This window comes from Mesorhizobium sp. B2-6-1 (assembly GCF_006440475.1).
GTDB lineage: Bacteria > Pseudomonadota > Alphaproteobacteria > Rhizobiales > Rhizobiaceae > Mesorhizobium.
On the sequence record NZ_VFUH01000001.1, the window covers coordinates 172719 to 192428 of the forward strand.

Genomic DNA, 19710 nt, shown 5'->3' on the forward strand with positions numbered 1-19710 from the left:
TTCGCTGTCGCTCCGGGCGTTCGTCGTTCGGAAAGCCAAGCAATTGGCTTTCCGTCCGCTGCGCGGACCACTTCTCACCCCCCTCAAGGGGCGCGATTGCGCTATCGGTGAGTGCCTAACCCATGCATTTCGGACCCCACCTCCTCCTTGCCGCCCTCGAAGGGCTCGTCACATCCGCCGTGCTGGCGCTGACCGCGCTCGGCCTGTCGCTGGTGTTCGGCGTGATGCGCGTGGTCAACGTCGCGCATGGCGAGTTCTTCATGCTGGGAGCCGTGCTCGCCTGGACGATCACGACTGCGATCGGAGGCCATCCGGCGCTCGGGTTCCTGGCGGCACTTATCATCGCACCGCTGGTCGTCGGCGCCCTTGCACTGGTGGCCGAGCGGCTGGTGCTGCGCCGGCTGAACTACAATCCGGAAGCCACCATCGTCGCCACCATCGGCATGCTCTACATCATCCAGCAGCTGGCGCTGACCTTCTATGGTCCGGAAGCGCGCCCGGTAGAGCCGCCCTTCAGCTATCGCATCCTTCTGCCGTGGTTCGGCTATTCGGGCTACAAGCTGTCGATCATCGCGGCATCCGTCCTTCTGCTCGTGGTGACATGGCTGGTGCTGACGCGCACCAGGGTCGGCCTCGTCATGCGTGCCACGCAGTATGACAGCGAGACGGCGCAGGCCTTCGGCATCCCTGTCGATCGAGTCTATGGCGGCGTCTTCGCGCTCGGCGCCATGCTCGCGGCCATCGCCGCGGTGCTGATCGTGCCGATCAGCCAGGCGCATTACCTGATGGGGCAGGACCCGCTGCTGCTGTCCTTCATCGTCGTCATCATCGGCGGCCTCGGCTCGTTGCGCGGAACCGTCATCGCCGCCGTGCTGATCGGCCTGTCCGACGGCATCATCTCGATGTTCTTCTCGCCGACGCTGGCCAAGATCATCGCCACGCTGCTGGTCGCCATGGTGCTGGTGTTCCGGCCGCAGGGCCTGTTCGGGACGACGACGCGATGAGCGAGACCTCGCCGGCAAAAGCCTATGGCTTGCATCTCGGCGTCATCGCGCTGCTTTTTGTCCTGAGCTTCGTGCTGCCGGATTATCATCACGGCCTCGTCGCTCGTATCATGGTGCTGACGGTCTTCGCCATGGGCTACAACATGCTGTTCGGCTATGTCGGACTGCTCAGTCTCGGGCATGCCATGTTCTTTGCCGCCGGCCTCTACGGCGCCGGCCTTGCCGTCATCCAGCTTGGCTGGAGCGTGCCGGCGGCTTTGTTGAGCGGTGTCGCCTGCGGCGCGGTGCTGGCACTGGTGATCGGGCTGCTGGCGCTGCGCACCACGGGTGTCGCCTTCATGATCGTCACCATGATGTTCGCGCAGGTCTTTTACCTCCTCATCCTCTATTTTGCCGCGTGGACCGGCGGCGACCAGGGCATGGTGGTGCCGCAGCCGGCACGCGTCCTGAATTTCGGCGCGACGTCGCTCGATCTCACCAATCCGACGGTGCGCTACATGAGCGCGCTGGCTCTGTTCTCGCTCGTGCTTCTGGTCACGCTGGCCGTCGTCCGCTCCCGATACGGCCGCGTGCTGGTCGCCATCCGCGAGAACGAGGAACGGACCAAAATGCTGGGGTACGACACCTTCTCCAACAAGCTCGCCGCCGTGGTCGTCTCCGGCGCCATCTGCGCGGCGTCGGGCGCTGCCTATGCGCTGCTGTTCGGCTATGTCGGCTCGAGCTTCGCCTCGGTACAGTACTCGATCCTGCCGCTGCTGTGGGTGCTGCTCGGCGGCGCCGCCACCACGCTCGGACCGCTGATCGGCACGCTGTTCATGTACTATGTCATCGACGTCACCAGCGGCTTCACCTCCGCCTACCTGTTGATCGTCGGCGTCGCGTTGATCCTGCTGGTGCTGTTCTTCCCGAAAGGCATTCTGGGCAGCATCCGGCAGCGCTGGCTCGGATGGCTGCCATGACGCCGCTTCTGACCACCAAAGGCCTGTCGCGCAATTTCGGCGGCCTGCGCGCCGTCGACAGCGTCGATTTCACCTTGGTGCCGGGCGAAATCTGCGCCGTCATCGGCCCCAACGGTGCCGGGAAGACCACTTTCGTCAGCCTGATCAGCGGCCGTATCCCGCCCTCGTCCGGATCGATCGTTTTCGACGGCTCCGACATCACCGGCCTGCCGGCCTATGTCAGGGTCCGCCAGGGCATCGCCTACACGTTCCAGATCACCAGCGTCTTCGCCAATCTCAGCGTCTACGACAATGTCGCGCTGCCGGTGCAGCTCACGCTGAGCGACGGCCTTTCGAAGGGCGCGATCAAGGCAGGCGTCATGTCGGCGCTCGAACGCACCGGCCTGGCCGACCGCGCCCATATGCAGGCCGGGCAGTTGTCCTATGGCCACCAGCGGCTGCTGGAGGTGGCGATGGGCCTGGCGCTGAAGCCGCGCCTGCTGATCCTCGACGAGCCGACGCAGGGGCTGGCCGACAGCGAGATCGACAATTTCATCGCACTCGTGCGCGACATCGCCGACCGCGCCACGGTGCTGCTGATCGAACACAACATGCCTGTCGTCATGCAACTGGCCGACCGCATCACCGTCTTCAACGCCGGCAAGATCCTGGCAGAGGGCACGCCGGAGGCGATCCGCGAAAATGCGGCGGTGCAGGAAGCCTATCTCGGGACCGCCCCATGACCGAGACGAGCAAGACGCAAGCGTTGCGGATCGCGGGACTGGACTGCTTCTACGGCGAGGTTCAGGTGCTCTATGGGCTCGACCTGGCGCTGAACAAGGGCGAGGTGCTGTGCCTGTTCGGCCGCAACGGCGCCGGCAAGACGACGACGCTGAAAGCCATCATGGGGCTGGTCCGGGCGAGTGCCGGTTCGATCAGCCTCGCAGGCCAGGAATTGACCGGTCTGGCCGCCCACGAGGTGCCTAAAGCCGGCATTGCCTATGTGCCGCAAGGCAGGCGGCTGTTCGCCGAAATGACGGTGGCGGAGAACATCGAGATCGGGCTGATGGCGCGCGGCAAGGGGAAGGCCGTGCGCGAAAACGTGCTCAACCTGTTCCCGCTGCTGCGCCAGCGGCTCAGGCAGCGCTCGGGCACCTTGTCGGGCGGCGAGCAGCAGATGCTGGCCATGGCACGCGCGCTCTGCCTGGAACCGCAGGTGCTACTGCTCGACGAGCCGACCGAAGGGCTGATGCCGTCGATGATCGCAAAAATCCGCGAGACGGTGGCCAAGCTGCGCGAACGGGGCGTTTCCACCATCCTGGTGGAGCAGCGGGTCGATGCCGTGCTGTCGGTCGCCGACCGCGTCGCCTTCATCGAGAATGGCCGCAACCGCGAGACGGTCGACGTAGAGGCGTTGCGCGCCGACCCGTCGGCGGTCAGGCGCTATGTCGGCGTAGGCTGAGGATTTGCCCTCCCCTGTGGAAGGTAAGGGCCTGGCGTCCTCGCCGGCTCACCCGAAGAACAGGAAGCCCGCCATCAAGAACGTGGGGATCAGCACCGCGCCCGACCACGCCATGTAGCCGAAAAAACCCGGCATGTTCACGCCGCGGTGCCGGGCAATGGCGTAGACCATGAAGTTCGGCGCGTTGCCGATATAGGTGTTGGCGCCCATGAACACCGCACCCGCCGAGATCGCCGCCAAGGTCGAAGCGAGCTCCGTCATCAGATGCCGGGGAGCGCCGCCGGCCAGCTCGAAGAACACCAGGTAGGTCGGAGCGTTATCCAGGAAGGACGACAGCGCTCCGGTCAGCCAGAAATAGGCGAGATCGTTGGGCATGCCCTGCGCTGACGTGACGAGCGCGACCAGCGGCGCCAGCGCGCCTTCGTGGCCGGCCCTCAGGATGGCGACGACGGGCACGATGCAGACGAAGATGCCGGCGAACAGTTTCGCCACTTCCGCGATCGGCCCCCAGTTGAAACCGTTCGCCTGCCGATACTCCTTGCGCGAGACGGCCAGCGAAACGAAGGCAAGCGCCAGGATGACGACATCGCGCACAAGGTTCTGCAACTCGAGGTCCACCCCCTGAATGGAAAGACCGATGCCGGGCTTCCATGTGGCCGAAAGCAGGATCGCGCCGATCACGCCGGCCAGCAGCGGCAGGTTGGGCAGGCCGCGGATGCGCACTTTCGTGTCCGGCGTCGGGTCCTTGATCTTTGGCGCGCCCATTTCGCGGCGATGCAGCGTGGTGTCGATCGCCAGGAAGACGGCGAGCACGACGACGCTGACGAACAGGGTCTCGCGCCAGAGGTTGGCGGTGGTCCAGAAGAAATCGACGCCGCGCAGGAAGCCGACGAACAGCGGCGGGTCGCCGAGCGGCGTCAGCGAACCGCCGATGTTGGACACCAGGAAGATGAAGAAGATGATGACATGGGCGTTGAACGGCCGGTTGTCATTGGCGCGGATGAGCGGCCGGATAAGGATCATCGAGGCGCCGGTAGTGCCGATGACGGAAGCGAGCAGGGCGCCGATGAGCAGCAGCCCGGCATTGACCAATGGCGTGCCGTGGATGTTGCCGGCCACGAGAATGCCGCCCGAAATGGTGAACAGCGCGAACAGGAGAATGATGAACGACATGTATTCGGTGAGCAGCGCATGTAGCACCGCTTCCGTCGCCACCGTCGTGCCGAAGGCCGATGCGAGCGGCACCACCACGAGAGCCGCCCAAAATGCAGCAATCTTGCCGTAATGATGCTCCCAGACATGGTTGAAAAGCAGCGGTCCCGTGGCGATCGACAGCAACAGCCCGGCAAAGGGCAGTGCCCACCACAGCGACATCGTCCGGCCTGGCAGGCCGTGCTCTTCCGCGGCGAAGGCCGTTCCCGGCAACAGCATCGCGACAGCCACCACGGCGCTTGCCATCAAAGCCGTCGCTACCGGTATGAACCCCCTCTTTTCCCCCACGATGCGATTAGTCCGCCGCGTGGTCTTCGAGCGTCACGCCTGCTTGGCGCATCCTCGCCAGCATCGTCTCGACCGAACCGTTGAGGTCGATCCCGCGGCAGGCATCGAGCCTGACAGTGGTCCTGAACCCCTGCTTGACCGCGTCGAGCGCCGAGAAGGCGACGCAGAAATCGGTCGCCAGGCCGACCAGGGTCAGAGTGTCGATGCCGCGCTCCCTGAGATAGCCGGCAAGGCCGGTCGGCGTCGTGTGGTCGTTCTCGAAGAAGGCCGAATAGCTGTCGATATCTGGCCGAAATCCCTTGCGGATGACGAGCTCGGCCTTGGTCCAGGCAAGACCCGAGTGAAAATCCGAGCCGAGGCTGCCCTGGATACAATGGTCCGGCCACAATGTCTGCTGGCCGTAGGGCATCTCGATGGTTTCAAAAGGCTGGGCGCCTGGATGGCTTGAGGCAAAGCTCGAATGGCCGGCTGGATGCCAGTCCTGCGTCAGCACGACATGATCGGTTCGCCGGATCAGGTCGTTGACCAGCGGCACGATCTCGTCGCCGCCGGTCACAGCCAACGCGCCGCCAGGGCAAAAGTCGTTCTGCAGGTCGATGACGACAAGCGCTTCTTCGGCCATGGGGTTCCTTCCTGTCGGTATCGGGCGCGGGCTCCCAGGGGGATCCCGGCGAAAGAAAGCCGCTGGCGCGACCGGAGGGAGAAACTTGACCAGATGGCGGGCCGCGTCAACCATTAGAGCGCCGGGCGCAACCCCGAACGCGCAAAGGGCGCCCCAGCACCTAGATTTTGCGGAGAACAAATGCGTGGCGGCGGCAGCCGTGCGGGTGCTGCGCAAACTCCGGCTTTGACAATTTCCGCCGACTTGATATCATTTGCATACGAATGAATTTAAGCCGGGCCCGGACGCCGGCAAGTTCCCTCGGAAAGGCCCTTTTTCTGGGAAGGCAAAGCGTGATCCGTTACGCGAAACCCACCACGGTCGACGAGGCGCTCGCCCTGCTTGGCGAAGCTTCGTGGCGCATCCTTGCCGGCGGCACCGACTTCTACCCGGCGCAAGGCAACAAGCCTTTCCGCGACAATGTGCTCGACATCAACGGGCTGGCCGCGCTGCGCGGCATTGCGGAAACGGAAACGCACTGGCAGATCGGGGCGCGCACCAGCTGGACCGATATCGTTCGCCATCCCTTGCCGCCGGCCTTCGATGCGCTGAAAGCGGCCGCGCGGGAGGTCGGGTCCGTTCAGATCCAGAATGTCGCCTCGATCGCCGGCAATCTCTGCAACGCTTCGCCGGCCGCGGATGGCGTGCCGGCGCTGCTGGTGCTCGACGCCGAGATAGAACTGCGCTCGGCGCAAGCGGTGCGCCACCTGCCGCTCCGGGAATTCATCCTCGGCAATCGCCGCACGGACCTGCGGCCCGGCGAGATGGTAACCGCCATCCGCGTGCCGAAAGCGGCCGGCGCGGGTATGTCGGCTTTCGTCAAGCTCGGCGCGCGGCGCTATCTCATCATCTCGATCGCCATGGTGGGGGCACGCCTGGTCGTGCAGGACGGCATCGTCGAGCAAGCGGCGGTCGCCGTCGGTTCCTGCTCGGCTGTTGCAAAGCGGCTCGGCGGGGTCGAGGCGGCCCTGCGCGGACTGGCGGCGGATCATGGGCTGGCCACAGCGGTCCTCGCCGCGCCGATGGAAGAGCTGTCGCCGATCGGCGACGTGCGCGGCAGCGCCGAATACCGGCAGGACGCGGCGCGCGAAATCGTTGTCCGCGCCGTGCTTGCGGCGGCGGGGCCGGTGAATGGTGACAGGACGGCGGCGGCATGAACAAAGCACAGCCTGACATCAGCCAAGGTCGACCCGGCGGAGCCCTTTCCGACAGTGACGCAGGTCAGCCCGGCCTCGCACGCGCCGAGATTACCTTCGCGGTCAATGGCGCCGCCGTCTCGGTCAACGTGCCGCCGCTGCGCCGGCTGTCCTCGGTGCTGCGCGACGAATTGCTGCTGACCGGGACCAAGGTCGGCTGCGACGCCGGCGACTGCGGCGCCTGCACGGTGCTGGTCGATGGCGATCCGGTCTGCGCCTGCCTGATGCCGGCGGCGTCGGCCGCCGGAGCGTCGGTAACGACGGTCGAAGGGCTCGCCAATGGCCGGCTGTCGGCACTACAGGCCTCCTTCCTGGCGCATGGTGCGGCGCAGTGCGGCATTTGCACGCCGGGCCTGCTGGTGGCGGCGACGGCCCTGCTGGACAAGAAAGCCAAGCCGAGCGAGATCGAAGTGCAGGACGCGCTTGGTGGTGTCCTCTGCCGTTGCACCGGGTACCGGAAGATCGTCGCTGCTGTGATGGATGCCTCCGCCCAGGCTGCAAGCCTGGATTTCCGTCTGCCTCGGTCCGGTCACGCCATTGGCTCCTCCCCGATCCGGCTCGATGGCGTGCCGAAGGTGACCGGCGGTGAGAAATTCGGCGGCGATTCGTTCCCGGCCGATGCGCTGGCGGTGCTGGTAATCCGCTCGCCGCACTACCATGCCAGCTTCGCCTTCGGCGACCTCGACGGCTGGGCAAAAGCTCGTCCCGGCATCGCCGGTATCTTCACGGCGGCCGATATCCCGGGAAAGAACTGTTTCGGCGTCATCGGTCCGTTCGCCGACCAGCCGGCTCTCGCCGAAGGCTTGGCGCGGTTTCGCGGCGAGGCGGTGGCGCTTGTTGCCGGCGAGCGCGAGGCGATGCTCGATCTCGACCTGTCGGATTTCCCGATCCGCTGGACCGAATTGCCACATCTGTTGCAGCCTTGCGAGGCACAGGCCGAAGGAGCGGCGCTGATCCATGCGAACCGCCCGGCCAACCTTCTGACCAAGGGCTTCGTCGAACGCGGCGATCCCGAGACGGCGCTTGCCGATGCCGCTGTCACCGTGACCGGTGCGATCGAGACGGCCTATGTCGAGCATGCCTATATCGAGCCGGAAGCCGGCCATGCCTATATGGATGGCGACATGCTGGTCGTCGTCGCCTGCACGCAGGCGCCCTATATGGACCGCGACGACACGGCGAAGGTGCTGGGCCTGCCCGTCGACAAGGTGCGCATCGTGCCGACCGCGACGGGCGGCGGTTTTGGTTCCAAACTCGACGTGTCCCTGCAACCGCTGATCGGCCTGGTGGCGATGAGGACCGGGCGGCCGGCGGCGCTTGCCTACACGCGCAATGAATCGATGATGTCGACCACCAAGCGCCACCCGGCGCAGATGCAAGCGACCATCGGCGCCGACGCCGAGGGCCATGTCACGGGCATGATTTTCTCAGGCGATTTCAACACCGGGGCGTACGCGAGCTGGGGACCGACCGTCGCCAACCGCGTGCCGGTGCATGCCTCGGGTCCCTATGCCACCCCGAACTACCGCGCCGAAGGCCGCGCCGTGCATACGCATGGGCCGATTTCCGGCGCTTTCCGGGGCTTCGGCGTGCCGCAGGCGACGATCATGCAGGAGACCTTGTACGACGAGCTGGCCGGCAAGCTCGGCATCGACCGGCTCGACTTCCGCTTGAGAAACTGCCTTCGTAACGGATCCGAAACAGTCACCGGACAGAGACTGGAATCGGGCGTCGGCATTGCCGAATGCCTCGATGCCCTGCGGCCGCATTGGGCGCGTGCAGTGGCTGACGCGGATGCCTTCAACAGTGCCAACGTGGATAAAAAGCGCGGCGTCGGCATCGCCTCCTGCTGGTACGGCTGCGGCAACACCTCGCTGCCCAATCCGTCGACCATCCGGGTCGGCATCGCGGCGTCAGGCGAGATCATCCTGCACCAGGGCGCGGTCGACATCGGCCAGGGCTCCAACACCGTCATCACGCAGATCTGCGCCGATGCGCTCGGCCTGCCATTGGAGAATTTCCGACTGAAAAGCGCCGATACCGCGATCACTCCCGATGCCGGCAAGACCTCGGCCTCGCGCCAGACCTTCGTCACCGGCAAGGCGGCCGAGAAGGCCGGCCGCGCCTTGCGCGAAAAAATCCTGCGCTTTGCCAATGTCTCGGAAAAAGCGTCGCTTCAGCTCGAAGGTTCGGCGATCGTCATCCGTGAGGGCGAGGCGGTCCGCCGCGTCGATCTTGGCGCACTCGAAGCGGATATCCACGGCTTCGTCTTCCGCGCCGAGGAGACTTACGACCCGCCGACCTTGCCGCTCGACGGTAAAGGCCAGGGCAAGCCCTATGCGGTCTATGGTTACGGCGCGCAGATCGCCGAGCTCGAGGTCGACCTCAAGCTCGGCACGGTCAAGCTGGTCAAGATCACAGCCGCGCACGATGTCGGCAAGGCGATCAACCCGCTGCTGGTCGAGGGTCAGATCGAGGGCGGCATCGCGCAAGGCATCGGCATGGCGCTGATGGAAGAGTACATTCCCGGCCGCACCGAGAATTTGCACGATTATCTCATTCCGACCATCGGCGACGTGCCGCCGATCGAGACGATATTGATCGAGGTGCCAGACCCGGAAGGGCCATTCGGCGCCAAGGGCCTGGGCGAACATGTGCTGATCCCGACGGCGCCGGCGATCCTCAACGCCATCCGCCATGCCACTGGTGTGCTGGTCACCAAAGTTCCGGCGACGCCGACTCGCATCCGCGCCGCCATCCGCGAGAAGGAGGCATGCCGATGAGCGAGCTTGCCGAACGCTTCGAAACCCATGATCCCGGCGAGAAGCTGGTGGCGGAGAAGATCCGCTGCGATGCCTGCCCTGTGATGTGCTACATATCAGATGGCCGCACCGGCGCTTGCGACCGCTACGGCAATGCCGGCGGCCGGATCGTGCGCATGGACCCGCTGACCATTCTCGATCATACCGCCGAGATCGGCGGCGCTGTCGTGCCCTTCGTCGCCGAGGGCGAGGCCTGGGACGGCGAACTGGTCAACACCGGCCGCCGCTTCGTCACGGCGATCGGGGCAGGAACCACCTATCCCGACTACAAGCCGGCGCCCTTCATCGTCAGCCAGCAGGTCGAGGGCGTCGATCTCGTCACCGTCGTCACGGAGGGCATCTTCTCCTATTGCGGCGTCAAGGTGAAGATCGACACCGACCGTCATATCGGACCCGAAACGGCTGTCGTGCGGTCGCAAGGCGAGGCGATCGGTCATGTCACGACAGGCGAATATGGCTCGCAGATGCTGTCGCTGGGCGGCGTGCATCATCTGACCGGCGGCTCCAAGGCCGAAGGCCGCGCCACCTGCGATGCGCTGCTCGATCTGTGCAACCGCAAGCCAGTAGAACTGAGCATCGACGGCGGAGCCACGATAACAGTCGAAGCCGGCAAACCGCCTGTCATCGACGGCAAGCAGGAGCACCGCATGCGGGTCGGCTGCGGGTCGGCGACCATCGGCATGTTCGCCACCCAATGGCGCGGCCTGGTCGACGAGGTGGTGGTGGTCGACGACCACATCACCGGCGTCATCTCCGAGCATCAGGCCGGCAAGGTGCTGGGCTGGCAGGACACGGGGATAAAGATCATCGGCCGCCGCTCGACGCCCGGCCGCTACTTCAAGGTGTCCGAGCCCGGCCCCGGCTGGGGCGGCACCAGCATATCCGACCCGCTGTCGATCCTGGGCGAATGGAACGCCAAGAAGGGCGCGCGGCCCGGCCTGTCGCTGCTGATGGTTTCGACCACCGGCGAACAGTTCGCCTATTACGAACTCGACGACCAGTTGAAGCCTGTCGAAAAGCCGTTCCCGGAACGGTTGCAAAAGTCGGTCAGGCTGATCGAGGATAATTGCGAACCGGCGCTGTGCACCGTGCTGTTCATCGGCGGCGCCGGCGGTTCGCTGCGCGCCGGCGTCACCGAAAACCCCGTCAACCTGACGCGTTCCGTGCAGGGCCTGACCACTTATGTGACGGTCGGCGGCGCGCCGGTCTATGTCTGGCCGGGCGGCGGCATCACGCTGATGGTGGATGTGACGCGCGTGCCGGAAGGCGCCTTCGGCTATGTGCCTACGCCGGCGCTGGTGGCGCCCATCGAATTCACGCTGCGCCGCGACGACTATGTCAGGCTCGGCGGCTACGACGCCGAGATCCGCAGCGTCGAGGATGTCGTTGCCAAGGGTGGCGAGTACCTGAACGCGCGTCGGGGCGACGGTGCGCCGGCCGGCAACCCATGGCCGCCGCTGGCGCAATTGCGGCGCACGCCCGCGAACGGGGCCGCGTGACGATGAACGGCCCGCAAGCGCATTGGCTCGGGGATGGCAAGCGGCTGCACCTCAATCACGGGCCGATCGACCTGATCGTCGAGGCCTTTGGGACGCCAGGCGAATGCCGGCGAGCTTATGAGCAGGCCGTGGCGCGATTCCAGACCATCCTGCCGGAACTGGTGGAGGAATTGCCCGAGTTGCGCCGGCCGGCCACGTTGCGCCCCCGCGCCTTCGCCGGCTCGACGGCGCGGCGCATGGAAGCGGCAGTTACCCCATTGGCGGACGACTTCATCACGCCGATGGCAGCCGTCGCCGGTTCGGTAGCCGACGAAATACTTGCCGCACTGATTGCCGGGCGAAAACTCGATCGCGCCTATGCCAACAACGGTGGCGACAGCGCGCTTCATCTCGGTGCCGGCCAATCGATCACTCTTGCCATTGCCGGCACCGGCCATGGCCTTGCCGACCGCATCGTCATCAGCGCCGAGGACGGCGTGCAAGGCGTTGCCACCAGTGGCTGGCGCGGGCGCTCGTTTTCGCTCGGCATCGCCGACGCCGTCACCGTGCTGGCGAGGACCGGCGCAGAGGCCGATGCCGCGGCGACGCTGATCGCCAATGCCGTCGACTTGGCCAACCATCCCGCTATTCGGCGTGTGCCCGCGCATGATCTGGCGCCGGACAACGACCTTGGCGACAGACTGGTGACGCAGGAGGTCGGGCCGCTTTCTGCCGAAGAGATTGCCACGGCGCTGGACAGCGGACTTGCCGTCGCCGAAGATTTCCGCCGCAGGGGGCTGATCGCCGCGTCGGCGCTGTTCCTCGCCGGCAAGACCCGCATCGAGGGCTCCATGGCGCTTGCCGCGCCCGACAAAAGTCCAGGGAAGGAAGTTGCCCATGCCTGAGTTTCCGCTCCGCAAGATCGTGGTGCTGACCGAAGAGATCTTTCATGAGGGCGGGCCGGCGCCCAAGGTGCCGCGCCGCCGTGCCGCCGCCATGGCGCTCGTGAAGAACCCGTTCGCCGGGCGCTATGTCGAGGAATTGCAGAGCGCCATGGACGATCTGAAGCCGCTTGGCCTCCTGCTCGCCGACCGGCTGATCGCGGCATTGGGTGGCGACGTGAAGCAGATCGACGGCTATGGCAAAGGCGCCATCGTCGGCACATCGGGCGAGCTCGAGCATGGCGCGCTTTGGCATGTGCCGGGCGGCTACGCCATGCGCGAGCGGCTCGGCGACGCCAAGGCGATCGTGCCGTCGGCCAAGAAGGTCGGCGCCTTCGGCTCGCGGCTGGATGTGCCTCTCGGCCACATCAACGCCGCCTATGTGCGCAGCCATTTCGATGCGATGGAAGTCGGCGTCAGCGACGGACCGCGTCCCGACGAGATCCTGTTCTGCCTCGCCATGACCTGCGGTCCGCGCGTGCACAATCGCATGGGCGGCCTGGCCGCCGACGACATCAAGGCATGGGACGGGCTGCGGTGAGCGGCGAAGACAATCTGCTGAAGCTGGTCGAGGTCGAGGAGGCGGACGATCAGGACTACCACCTGCAGGAGCAGGTCGGCTTCATCCTGCGCAAGGCGCATCAGCGCCACGTCTCGATCTTCGCTGCCCATATCGGCGACCTGACGCCACCGCAATTCGCGGCATTGGCCAAGCTGCGCGATGTCGGCGAGACTTCGCAGAACCAGCTCGGCACGCTGATCGCCATGGATGCGGCGACGGTGAAGGGCGTGATCGACCGGCTGAAGGCGCGCGGCCTTGTCGAGCTTTCCAAGCACGAGGGCGACAAGAGGCGGCTGCTGGTCAATTTGACCGCCGAAGGGCGCGAGGCGATCGAACGCCTGATCCCGCTGGCGCGCGAGATTACCGAGGAAACCTTGGCACCGCTCACGGCCAGGGAGATCGCCACCTTCATGAGGCTGCTGGCGAAATTGGCGTAGGGGCCGACGACGAGGTCCTTTCCTCTCCCTCCGGAGGGGAACCACCTGGCCACCGCCGACGACGGATATTGAGAGGGGACCAGGGCGCAAGAATCTTCCTGCACCGCGCCAAGGGTCGACCCCACTCCGTCGAGCTTCGCTCGACACCTCTCCCCCGATCGACGGGGGAGAGGAAGGCGCTAAGCTGTCCTGGGACGAAGAACCTGGACCTTGGGCCGGCGCTTATCTCCGGCGAAATCTCAGAGGCCGTTGTCCTTCAGCACCTGGGCGGCGTTTTCCTTGGTGATCTTCTGCGTCGGCAAGGTGATGGTCTTTTCGACCTTCTCGCCATTGAGGAACTTGATCGCCTGCCGAAGGCCCTCGGCGCCCGGGGTGACATAGGTGAAGGTCGCCGTCAGCTCGCCCTTGTTCACCATCTGCACGCCTTCGTTGGGCAGGCCGTCGATGCCGATGAACTTGATGTCCTTCTCGCGGCCGACATCCTTGGCGGCAAGATAGGCGCCATAGGCCATCGGGTCGTTGTGGCCGTAGACGAGATCGATCTTCTCGTTGCTCTTCAGCGCGTTGGCCATCAGATTATAGGCCTGGTCCTGCTTCCAGTCGCCCGACTGCTGGTCGAGCAGGTACTTGATGCCCGGCTCCTTGTCGGTGAACTCATGGAAGCCGTCATGGCGGTCATGCGCCGGCTGGGTGCCCATGCCGCCCCAGATCTCGACGACATTGCCCGATGCCTTGCCCTTGCCGCCGAGCAGCTCGACGGCATATTCGCCGGCCGCGCGGCCGATCAGCTTGTTGTCGCCGCCGACGAACTGGGTGTAGTCCTTGGTGTCGACATTGCGGTCGAGCACGAAGACCGGGATCTTGGCGTCGATCGCCTGCTGCACGACCCCGGTCAGGCCGGCCGATTCCTTCGGCGACACCAAGAGCGCATCGACCTCCTGGCGGATCAGGTTCTCGACATCGGCAACCTGCTTCTCGGTCTTGTCCTCGCCGTCGGTGATGATCAGCTCGACCTCGGGGTGCTTGGCGGCCTCGGCCAGTATGTCCTTGTTGAACTGCGCGCGCCAAGGCTCGATGGTCGTCACCTGCGAGAAGCCGATCTTCCACTTCTTGTCCTGGGCCATGGCGTGGCCGGTGGAGAGCAGCGCGGTGGTGGTCAGCAATGCCGCGCCAAGGGCGGCAAGCTTCAGCGTGTCACGTCGTTTCATTTCTTGTTTCCTCCGAGATTGAGAGACCGGGTCTCTTGCGACGGCCGTTTTGCCGCGGCCGTTTCCTTGTGCGCCGCTCCGGGCAGGCGCAGATAGGCTAGGAGATCACCGGCATTGCGCTCCTGCACGAGCACTGTGCCGATGATGATCATCCCCTTCAGCACCAGCTGAAGGTTCGAATTGATGTTGTGGAGCTGCAATATGTTGGACAGCAGCCCGAAGATCAGCACGCCGCAGAATGTCCCCGTGAGGCTGCCGCGCCCACCCATCAGGCTGGTGCCGCCGATGACCACGGCGGCGATGGCGTCGAGCTCCAGGCCGGCGCCGGCATCGGGCTTGCCTTGCCGGTACTGCGCGACATAGAGCACCGCGGCAATGCCGGCGAGCAGGCCCGAAACGGCGTAGGTGACGATCTTGACCCGGCCGGCGGCGATGCCGGAAAGCCTGGCCGCCTCCTCATTGCCGCCGATGGCGTAGACATAGCGGCCGAACGGCGTGAAGCGCAGCACCGCGCCATAGATCAGGATGGCAGCGAGGAAGAACAGGCCGGGCATCGGAATGACGCCGAACACCATCGAGCGCAGCAGCTCGAAATCCTCGGTGGCGTTCGAGCCGGTATAGACCGGCAGCACAGCATTGTTCTGGCCGGCGGTCAGCCGGGCGATGCCCAACGCCGTCACCATCATCGCCAGGGTGACGATGAAGGGCTGCAGCCGCCCGGCAACGATGATGAAGCCGTTGAGCGCACCGAACAGCAGGCCCACGCATGGCGCGACCAGCAGCACGCCGAGGACGCCGAATTTGGGCTCGACCTGCGGCAGCAGGTACCACAGGGAAAGACAGCACAGGACCACGCCGACGATTGCCGGCGTGACCAGGCCGCGAGCGCGGTCCAGCCTTGCGTCGCGCGAGGCATCGGCGCCGGCGCGCGACTTTTCGAGATTGAGGAAAATGAAGCGGGTGACGATGAAGCCGAGACAGAGCGCCACCACGGCGACGGTGGGCACGCCAAGCACCACTCCCGGCGTCACGCCCGGAACCGTCAGCAGCATGGCGCAGACCACCGAACAGATTGCCATCAGCGAGCCGACCGAAAGATCGATGCCGCCGGTGATGATCACCGCCGTCATGCCGGTGGCGATCAGGCCGGTGGTCGACACCTGTCGTAGCACGTCGAGCAGATTGCCGTAGGACAGGAAGATGTTGTTGCCCTTGGAGCTGACCGGCGAGCCCAGCACGCCGATCAGGAAGATGGCGATGAGGCCCCAATAGAGCTTGGTGCGGGACAGGAGTTTCAAGGCGCTCATGCGGCAGGTCTCGAAATTGTGCGGCGCGGCGCGGCGAGACGCATGATGGCCTCCTCGCTCGCTGCATCGCGGGAAAGGATGCCGGTCTGGCGGCCATCGGCCATCACCAGAATGCGGTCGGAGAGGTGCAGCAGTTCCGGCAATTCGGAGCTGATGACGGCAATGGCCAGCCCGTCGCGCGCAAGCTTGAAGATGAGATCGTAGATCTCGCGCTTGGCGCCGACGTCGATGCCGCGCGTCGGCTCGTCGAGAAGAAGCACGCGCGGCCGTGTCGCCAGCCATTTGCCGATGACGACCTTCTGCTGGTTGCCGCCCGACAGCGTGCCGGCTGGCTGGTCGATGTCCTCGCAGCGTATGCCGAGCGCCCGGACCGCGTGGCGCGCCAGCTCCTGTTCGCCGGCCAGCGAACGGATGCCGAAACGCGCCAGCGATCCGACCAGCGGCAATGCGACGTTGTCTGTAATGGAAGCCTGGAGATGCAGGCCTTGGGTCTTGCGGTCCTCGGTCACCAGCGCAATGCCGAGGCGCCTGGCATCGCGCGGCGAGCGGATCTCGACCGGCGCGCCGTCGAGCCGGATCTCGCCGCCGGTGCGGCCATCGCTCGAGCCGAAGATCGCCTCCAGGATTTCGGTGCGCCCTGAACCCAGCAGCCCGCCAATGCCAAGGATCTCGCCTTCGGCGAGTTCGAGGCTGACTCCGTCGATCACGGTGCGCCAGCCATGGGCGTCGGGTTTCGTCAGCGACAGGTTCTCGACGGAAAGCACGATTTCGCCGCCGGAACGGCGCTCCTCTTCCGAGGAGGCCAGCAGGTCTCGCCCGACCATTGCCGAAATGATGGCGTTCTCGTCGAGCTCGCCCATCGGCCGCGTCAGCACGTGGCGTCCGTCGCGAAACACAGTGACCCTGCCCGCCAGGTGCATGACCTCGTCGATGCGGTGCGAGATGTAGACGATGGCGACGCCGCTGTCGGCAAGCTGGCGGATGATGCGGAACAGCCTCTGGCATTCGGCTGGAGAAAGCGCCGAGGTCGGCTCGTCCATGATCAGGATGCGCGCCGACATCGACAGCGCCTTGGCGATCTCGACCAGTTGCTGTTCGCCGACGCGCAAGGTGCCGACACGGGCTTCCGGGTCGAGCTCGATGCCCAGCCGCTGCAGAAGGGCGCTGGCGGCGCGGCTGCTCGCCTTGCGGTCGACGATCAGCCCGGCGATCAGCTTCTCGCGTCCGAGAAAGATGTTGTCGGCGACGCTGAGTTCGGGAACCAGATTGAGCTCCTGGTGGATGATGGCAATGCCGGCGGCCTCGGCGTCGCGCACGCCGGCAAAATTCGCGGCTACGCCGTCGACGCGAACCGTGCCGTCGTAGCCGGTGTAGACACCGGAAAGGATTTTCATCAGCGTCGACTTGCCGGCGCCGTTCTCGCCCATCAAGGCGTGGACTTCGCCGCGCCGCAGCTCGAAACCGACGTCGACCAAGGCGGCAATGCCGCCGAAGCTCTTGGATACGTGCTCAGCGCTTAGGACGACATCCGAACGATCCGCCGCAACATCCCGACGCGCGATGGAATTTCCGTGCTCCATGACAAAGGCGGCCTCCCTTCCGTCGTCGTCTGACCCTCATGAACGCTATTCTAAACGTTTCGATCCTGTCAAGCTTCTATCTGGTGACGTGAGATTACCTCATTTCAATTCTTGCGAAAAACCGCGATATTCCGTAGGTATGATGCATAGAGAGGCGGCGAAACGTTTCGAAAATGGCAGGGCCAAGCAAGACAAGGCAGCGAAAATCGACGGCGCCGACCATGCTTCACGTGGCCGAAGCGGCGCGCGTGTCGGTCGCCACGGTTTCGGCGCTGATCAACGGCACGGCGACCGTCAGTCCGGAGCTCAGCCAGCGCATCGAGCAGGCGATCCGCGATATCGGCTACAAGCGCAATGCGATCGCCCGCAGCCTGAAAATGGGCACAACGCGCACCATTGGATTGACTGTCCCGCACATCACCAATCCGTTCTTCACCGATGTCGTGTCAGTCATCCAGCAGGCCTTCGACCGCGCCGGCTATGCGGTCATGCTGTGCTGCACGGACGAGGACCTCAACACCCAGGACGACCAGATCAGGCTGCTGCTCGACCGTATGGTCGACGGGCTGATCGTGGCGCGGGTCGGCGATGGGACGATCCTCAAGCGCATCGTCGACGACGCCAACGTGCCGGTCGTCCTGCTTGACCGCATCTGCGACGGTGTCGACACGGATGCCGTGGTGCTCGACAACCAGCGCGCCGTGTTCGACGCCATCACCTACCTGATACATCTCGGGCACCGGCGCATCGGCTACATCACCGGAACGTCGGATATCTCACCGATGCATGATCGCATGGCCGGATATCGCGAAGCGCTTCAGGCAGCCGGCCTGCCGGTCGCCGAGGAGCTGGTACGTTCCGGCAATTTTCACGAGATCGACGGCTATAACGCGGCCATGCAGCTGTTGTCGCTGCACGACAGGCCGAGCGCGATCTTCTCCGCCAACAATCCGATGGTGATCGGCACCATGAAGGCGATCCGCGATATCGGCCTGTCCTGCCCGGAAGATGTTTCAATCGCCTGTTTCGACGATTTTCCGTGGTCGGACGTGTTTGTCCCGCAACTGACCACGGTGGCACAGCCGGTGCAGGCGATCGGCGAACAGGCGGCCAATTTGCTGCTCGACCGCCTTGCCGGAAATCGCGACGCGCCGCCGCGCAAGCTGGTGCTCAAGGGCCGGCTGATGATCCGCAATTCATGCCGACCTCTGGGAGCGGTGGCGCAGAGCGTGAGTGCGTAGAGCGGTTCAGCGGTTGAATCGCTATCGGCAAGCGCTGAGCTGGAAATCTCACGCCGCTTGCGTCAGCGATTTGTGGGCGTCGGCCAGGATTTCGAAGGACCTCACCCGAGCCGCATGATCGAATATCTGCGCGGTGACCATCAATTCGTCGGCGCCGGTGCGGCGAACGAAGGCGTCGATGCCTTGCCGCACCGTTTCCGGCGAGCCGACGACGGCGCAGGACAGCGCCTGGCCGAGCATGGACTTGGCCATCGGATCGAGGTCGCGGTCATAATTCTCGACCGGTGGCGGCAATTTTCCGGGGCGGCCGGTGCGCAGATTGACGAAAGCCTGCTGCAGCGAGGTGAACAGCAGCCGCGCCTCAGTGTCGGTGGGCGCCGCAAAGACGTTGAGGCCGAGCATGACATAGGGCTTGTCGAGCTGTTCCGACGGCTGGAAGCGCGAGCGGTAGATGTCCAGCGCATGGTCTAGCTCGGCCGGCGCGAAATGCGAAGCGAAGGCGTAGGGCAGGCCGAGCATGGCGGCAAGCTGGGCGCCATACAGGCTGGAGCCGAGGATCCAGACCGGCACGGTCTGGCCTTCACCCGGCACGGCGCGCAGCCGCTGGCCCTCTTCCGCCGGCAGGAAATAGCCCATCAGCTCGACGACGTCCTGCGGAAAATTGTCGGCACCGGCCTCGAGATTGCGGCGCAAGGCGCGCGCCGTGTTCATGTCCGTGCCGGGCGCCCTGCCGAGGCCGAGATCGATGCGGCCGGGGAACAAGGCGGCCAGCGTGCCGAACTGCTCGGCGATGACCAGCGGCGAGTGATTGGGCAACATGATGCCGCCGGCGCCGACGCGAATGGTCTTGGTGCCGCCCGCGACATGGGCAATGACGACCGAGGTGGCGGCACTTGCGATGCCCGGCATGTTATGATGCTCGGCCAGCCAATAGCGCTTGTAGCCCAGCCGCTCGGCATGGCGGGCAAGATCGAGCGAATTGGCCAGCGACTGCGAGGCATCGCTGCCTTCGACGATCGGCGACAGGTCGAGGACGGAAAGGGCTGCCATGTCAGGTCTCCACGAGATTTATCTCAAGCACCCTGCCTCGAAGGCCGTGCGGTCGGGAATGAGGATGCCAAGCCGCCCCCGAGCGCATCGGCAAATCCGCTGGCCGCGGCCATGCGTTTCTGCTCGGCGGGGCTGCCGCGATGATGGACAGGAAATGCAAGCCCGGATCTGTCGACGCCAAATGTTGGCGACGCGCCCAGCGGCGCATCGCGCAAGCCGGCATGGCCGATGCGAGCGAAAACAGTCGTCGAGGTCGAAGGAAGCATCGCTCATGGGAAGGGCACCGGCCATTGGACCGGCCGGATATAGGCATTCGAGCCAGG

17 protein-coding genes are annotated in these 19710 nt (G+C 65.3%); 11 read left to right on the forward strand and 6 right to left on the reverse strand.

Annotated features, from left to right (window positions below):
* Window positions 1-122: 122 nt before the first annotated feature.
* From FJ443_RS00895 to FJ443_RS00910, 4 genes are read left to right on the forward strand one after another with little or no spacing between them, the layout of a single operon-like run.
* Window positions 123-1004 (forward strand): branched-chain amino acid ABC transporter permease, encoded by an 882-nt coding sequence (locus FJ443_RS00895; protein WP_140662403.1) that lies wholly within the window; start codon window positions 123-125, stop codon window positions 1002-1004.
* Entirely contained in the window at window positions 1001-1963 is a 963-nt protein-coding gene (locus tag FJ443_RS00900; RefSeq protein WP_140662405.1) for a branched-chain amino acid ABC transporter permease, read from the forward strand. The genes FJ443_RS00895 and FJ443_RS00900 overlap by 4 nt, the downstream gene beginning before the upstream one ends.
* On the forward strand, window positions 1960-2685 hold the full coding sequence (locus tag FJ443_RS00905) for an ABC transporter ATP-binding protein (RefSeq protein ID WP_140582852.1): 726 nt from the start codon (window positions 1960-1962) through the stop codon (window positions 2683-2685). Before FJ443_RS00900 ends, FJ443_RS00905 begins: the two co-directional genes overlap by 4 nt.
* Entirely contained in the window at window positions 2682-3404 is a 723-nt protein-coding gene (locus FJ443_RS00910) for an ABC transporter ATP-binding protein (protein ID WP_140491390.1), read from the forward strand. Before FJ443_RS00905 ends, FJ443_RS00910 begins: the two co-directional genes overlap by 4 nt.
* Window positions 3405-3452: 48 nt before the next feature.
* On the opposite strand, the gene FJ443_RS00915 is transcribed toward FJ443_RS00910, so the two are convergent.
* Together FJ443_RS00915 and pncA are read right to left on the reverse strand one after the other, a co-directional pair.
* The gene (locus FJ443_RS00915; protein WP_140662407.1) at window positions 3453-4862 is read right to left on the reverse strand and encodes a sodium:proton antiporter; all 1410 of its coding nucleotides are present in this window, start codon (window positions 4860-4862) and stop codon (window positions 3453-3455) included.
* A gap of 49 nt (window positions 4863-4911) precedes the next feature.
* Window positions 4912-5526 (reverse strand): bifunctional nicotinamidase/pyrazinamidase, encoded by a 615-nt coding sequence (gene pncA / locus FJ443_RS00920; RefSeq protein WP_140514339.1) that lies wholly within the window; start codon window positions 5524-5526, stop codon window positions 4912-4914.
* 332 nt (window positions 5527-5858) lie between these two features.
* On the opposite strand from pncA, the gene FJ443_RS00925 reads away from it, so the two are divergent.
* From FJ443_RS00925 to FJ443_RS00950, 6 genes are read left to right on the forward strand one after another with little or no spacing between them, the layout of a single operon-like run.
* Window positions 5859-6722, forward strand: a complete 864-nt coding sequence (locus tag FJ443_RS00925; protein ID WP_140563627.1) for a xanthine dehydrogenase family protein subunit M — start codon at window positions 5859-5861, stop codon at window positions 6720-6722.
* On the forward strand, window positions 6719-9544 hold the full coding sequence (locus FJ443_RS00930) for a molybdopterin-dependent oxidoreductase (RefSeq protein ID WP_140662410.1): 2826 nt from the start codon (window positions 6719-6721) through the stop codon (window positions 9542-9544). The genes FJ443_RS00925 and FJ443_RS00930 overlap by 4 nt, the downstream gene beginning before the upstream one ends.
* Complete coding sequence (locus tag FJ443_RS00935; RefSeq protein ID WP_140649642.1) at window positions 9541-11082, forward strand: 6-hydroxynicotinate reductase; 1542 nt, start codon at window positions 9541-9543, stop codon at window positions 11080-11082. The genes FJ443_RS00930 and FJ443_RS00935 overlap by 4 nt, the downstream gene beginning before the upstream one ends.
* 2 nt (window positions 11083-11084) lie before the next feature.
* Complete coding sequence (locus FJ443_RS00940; protein WP_140662413.1) at window positions 11085-11966, forward strand: UPF0280 family protein; 882 nt, start codon at window positions 11085-11087, stop codon at window positions 11964-11966.
* Window positions 11959-12543, forward strand: a complete 585-nt coding sequence (locus FJ443_RS00945) for an amino acid synthesis family protein (protein ID WP_140662415.1) — start codon at window positions 11959-11961, stop codon at window positions 12541-12543. The genes FJ443_RS00940 and FJ443_RS00945 overlap by 8 nt, the downstream gene beginning before the upstream one ends.
* Window positions 12540-13001 (forward strand): MarR family transcriptional regulator, encoded by a 462-nt coding sequence (locus FJ443_RS00950; RefSeq protein ID WP_140628830.1) that lies wholly within the window; start codon window positions 12540-12542, stop codon window positions 12999-13001. Before FJ443_RS00945 ends, FJ443_RS00950 begins: the two co-directional genes overlap by 4 nt.
* Before the next feature lie 239 nt (window positions 13002-13240).
* On the opposite strand, the gene FJ443_RS00955 is transcribed toward FJ443_RS00950, so the two are convergent.
* Genes FJ443_RS00955 through FJ443_RS00965 form a run of 3 tightly spaced genes read right to left on the reverse strand, consistent with a single transcriptional unit; the run spans window position 13241 to window position 17096 of the window.
* The gene (locus FJ443_RS00955; protein WP_140491405.1) at window positions 13241-14209 is read right to left on the reverse strand and encodes a substrate-binding domain-containing protein; all 969 of its coding nucleotides are present in this window, start codon (window positions 14207-14209) and stop codon (window positions 13241-13243) included.
* On the reverse strand, window positions 14206-15516 hold the full coding sequence (locus FJ443_RS00960; protein ID WP_140662418.1) for an ABC transporter permease: 1311 nt from the start codon (window positions 15514-15516) through the stop codon (window positions 14206-14208). Before FJ443_RS00960 ends, FJ443_RS00955 begins: the two co-directional genes overlap by 4 nt.
* Window positions 15513-17096, reverse strand: coding sequence for a sugar ABC transporter ATP-binding protein (locus FJ443_RS00965; protein WP_140655302.1), 1584 nt, complete (start codon window positions 17094-17096; stop codon window positions 15513-15515). The genes FJ443_RS00960 and FJ443_RS00965 overlap by 4 nt, the downstream gene beginning before the upstream one ends.
* 221 nt (window positions 17097-17317) lie before the next feature.
* Between FJ443_RS00965 and FJ443_RS00970 the strand changes: the two genes are divergently transcribed.
* Window positions 17318-18337, forward strand: a complete 1020-nt coding sequence (locus FJ443_RS00970) for a LacI family DNA-binding transcriptional regulator (RefSeq protein WP_140491411.1) — start codon at window positions 17318-17320, stop codon at window positions 18335-18337.
* Window positions 18338-18385: 48 nt separating this feature from the next.
* Here FJ443_RS00970 and FJ443_RS00975 read toward each other — a convergent pair whose 3' ends face one another.
* Window positions 18386-19387 (reverse strand): LLM class flavin-dependent oxidoreductase, encoded by a 1002-nt coding sequence (locus FJ443_RS00975; protein WP_140662420.1) that lies wholly within the window; start codon window positions 19385-19387, stop codon window positions 18386-18388.
* Window positions 19388-19710 lie beyond the last annotated feature (323 nt).

Coding starts and splice junctions, on each gene's coding strand:
- FJ443_RS00955 (WP_140491405.1), bottom strand. CDS start 14,209: ATGAAACGACGTGACACGCTGAAGCTTGCCGCCCTTGGCGCGGCATTG.
- FJ443_RS00940 (WP_140662413.1), top strand. CDS start 11,085: ATGAACGGCCCGCAAGCGCATTGGCTCGGGGATGGCAAGCGGCTGCAC.
- FJ443_RS00895 (WP_140662403.1), top strand. CDS start 123: ATGCATTTCGGACCCCACCTCCTCCTTGCCGCCCTCGAAGGGCTCGTC.
- FJ443_RS00930 (WP_140662410.1), top strand. CDS start 6,719: ATGAACAAAGCACAGCCTGACATCAGCCAAGGTCGACCCGGCGGAGCC.
- FJ443_RS00915 (WP_140662407.1), bottom strand. CDS start 4,862: ATGGCAAGCGCCGTGGTGGCTGTCGCGATGCTGTTGCCGGGAACGGCC.
- pncA (WP_140514339.1), bottom strand. CDS start 5,526: ATGGCCGAAGAAGCGCTTGTCGTCATCGACCTGCAGAACGACTTTTGC.
- FJ443_RS00905 (WP_140582852.1), top strand. CDS start 1,960: ATGACGCCGCTTCTGACCACCAAAGGCCTGTCGCGCAATTTCGGCGGC.
- FJ443_RS00945 (WP_140662415.1), top strand. CDS start 11,959: ATGCCTGAGTTTCCGCTCCGCAAGATCGTGGTGCTGACCGAAGAGATC.
- FJ443_RS00965 (WP_140655302.1), bottom strand. CDS start 17,096: ATGGAGCACGGAAATTCCATCGCGCGTCGGGATGTTGCGGCGGATCGT.
- FJ443_RS00910 (WP_140491390.1), top strand. CDS start 2,682: ATGACCGAGACGAGCAAGACGCAAGCGTTGCGGATCGCGGGACTGGAC.
- FJ443_RS00975 (WP_140662420.1), bottom strand. CDS start 19,387: ATGGCAGCCCTTTCCGTCCTCGACCTGTCGCCGATCGTCGAAGGCAGC.
- FJ443_RS00900 (WP_140662405.1), top strand. CDS start 1,001: ATGAGCGAGACCTCGCCGGCAAAAGCCTATGGCTTGCATCTCGGCGTC.
- FJ443_RS00960 (WP_140662418.1), bottom strand. CDS start 15,516: ATGAGCGCCTTGAAACTCCTGTCCCGCACCAAGCTCTATTGGGGCCTC.
- FJ443_RS00935 (WP_140649642.1), top strand. CDS start 9,541: ATGAGCGAGCTTGCCGAACGCTTCGAAACCCATGATCCCGGCGAGAAG.
- FJ443_RS00970 (WP_140491411.1), top strand. CDS start 17,318: ATGCTTCACGTGGCCGAAGCGGCGCGCGTGTCGGTCGCCACGGTTTCG.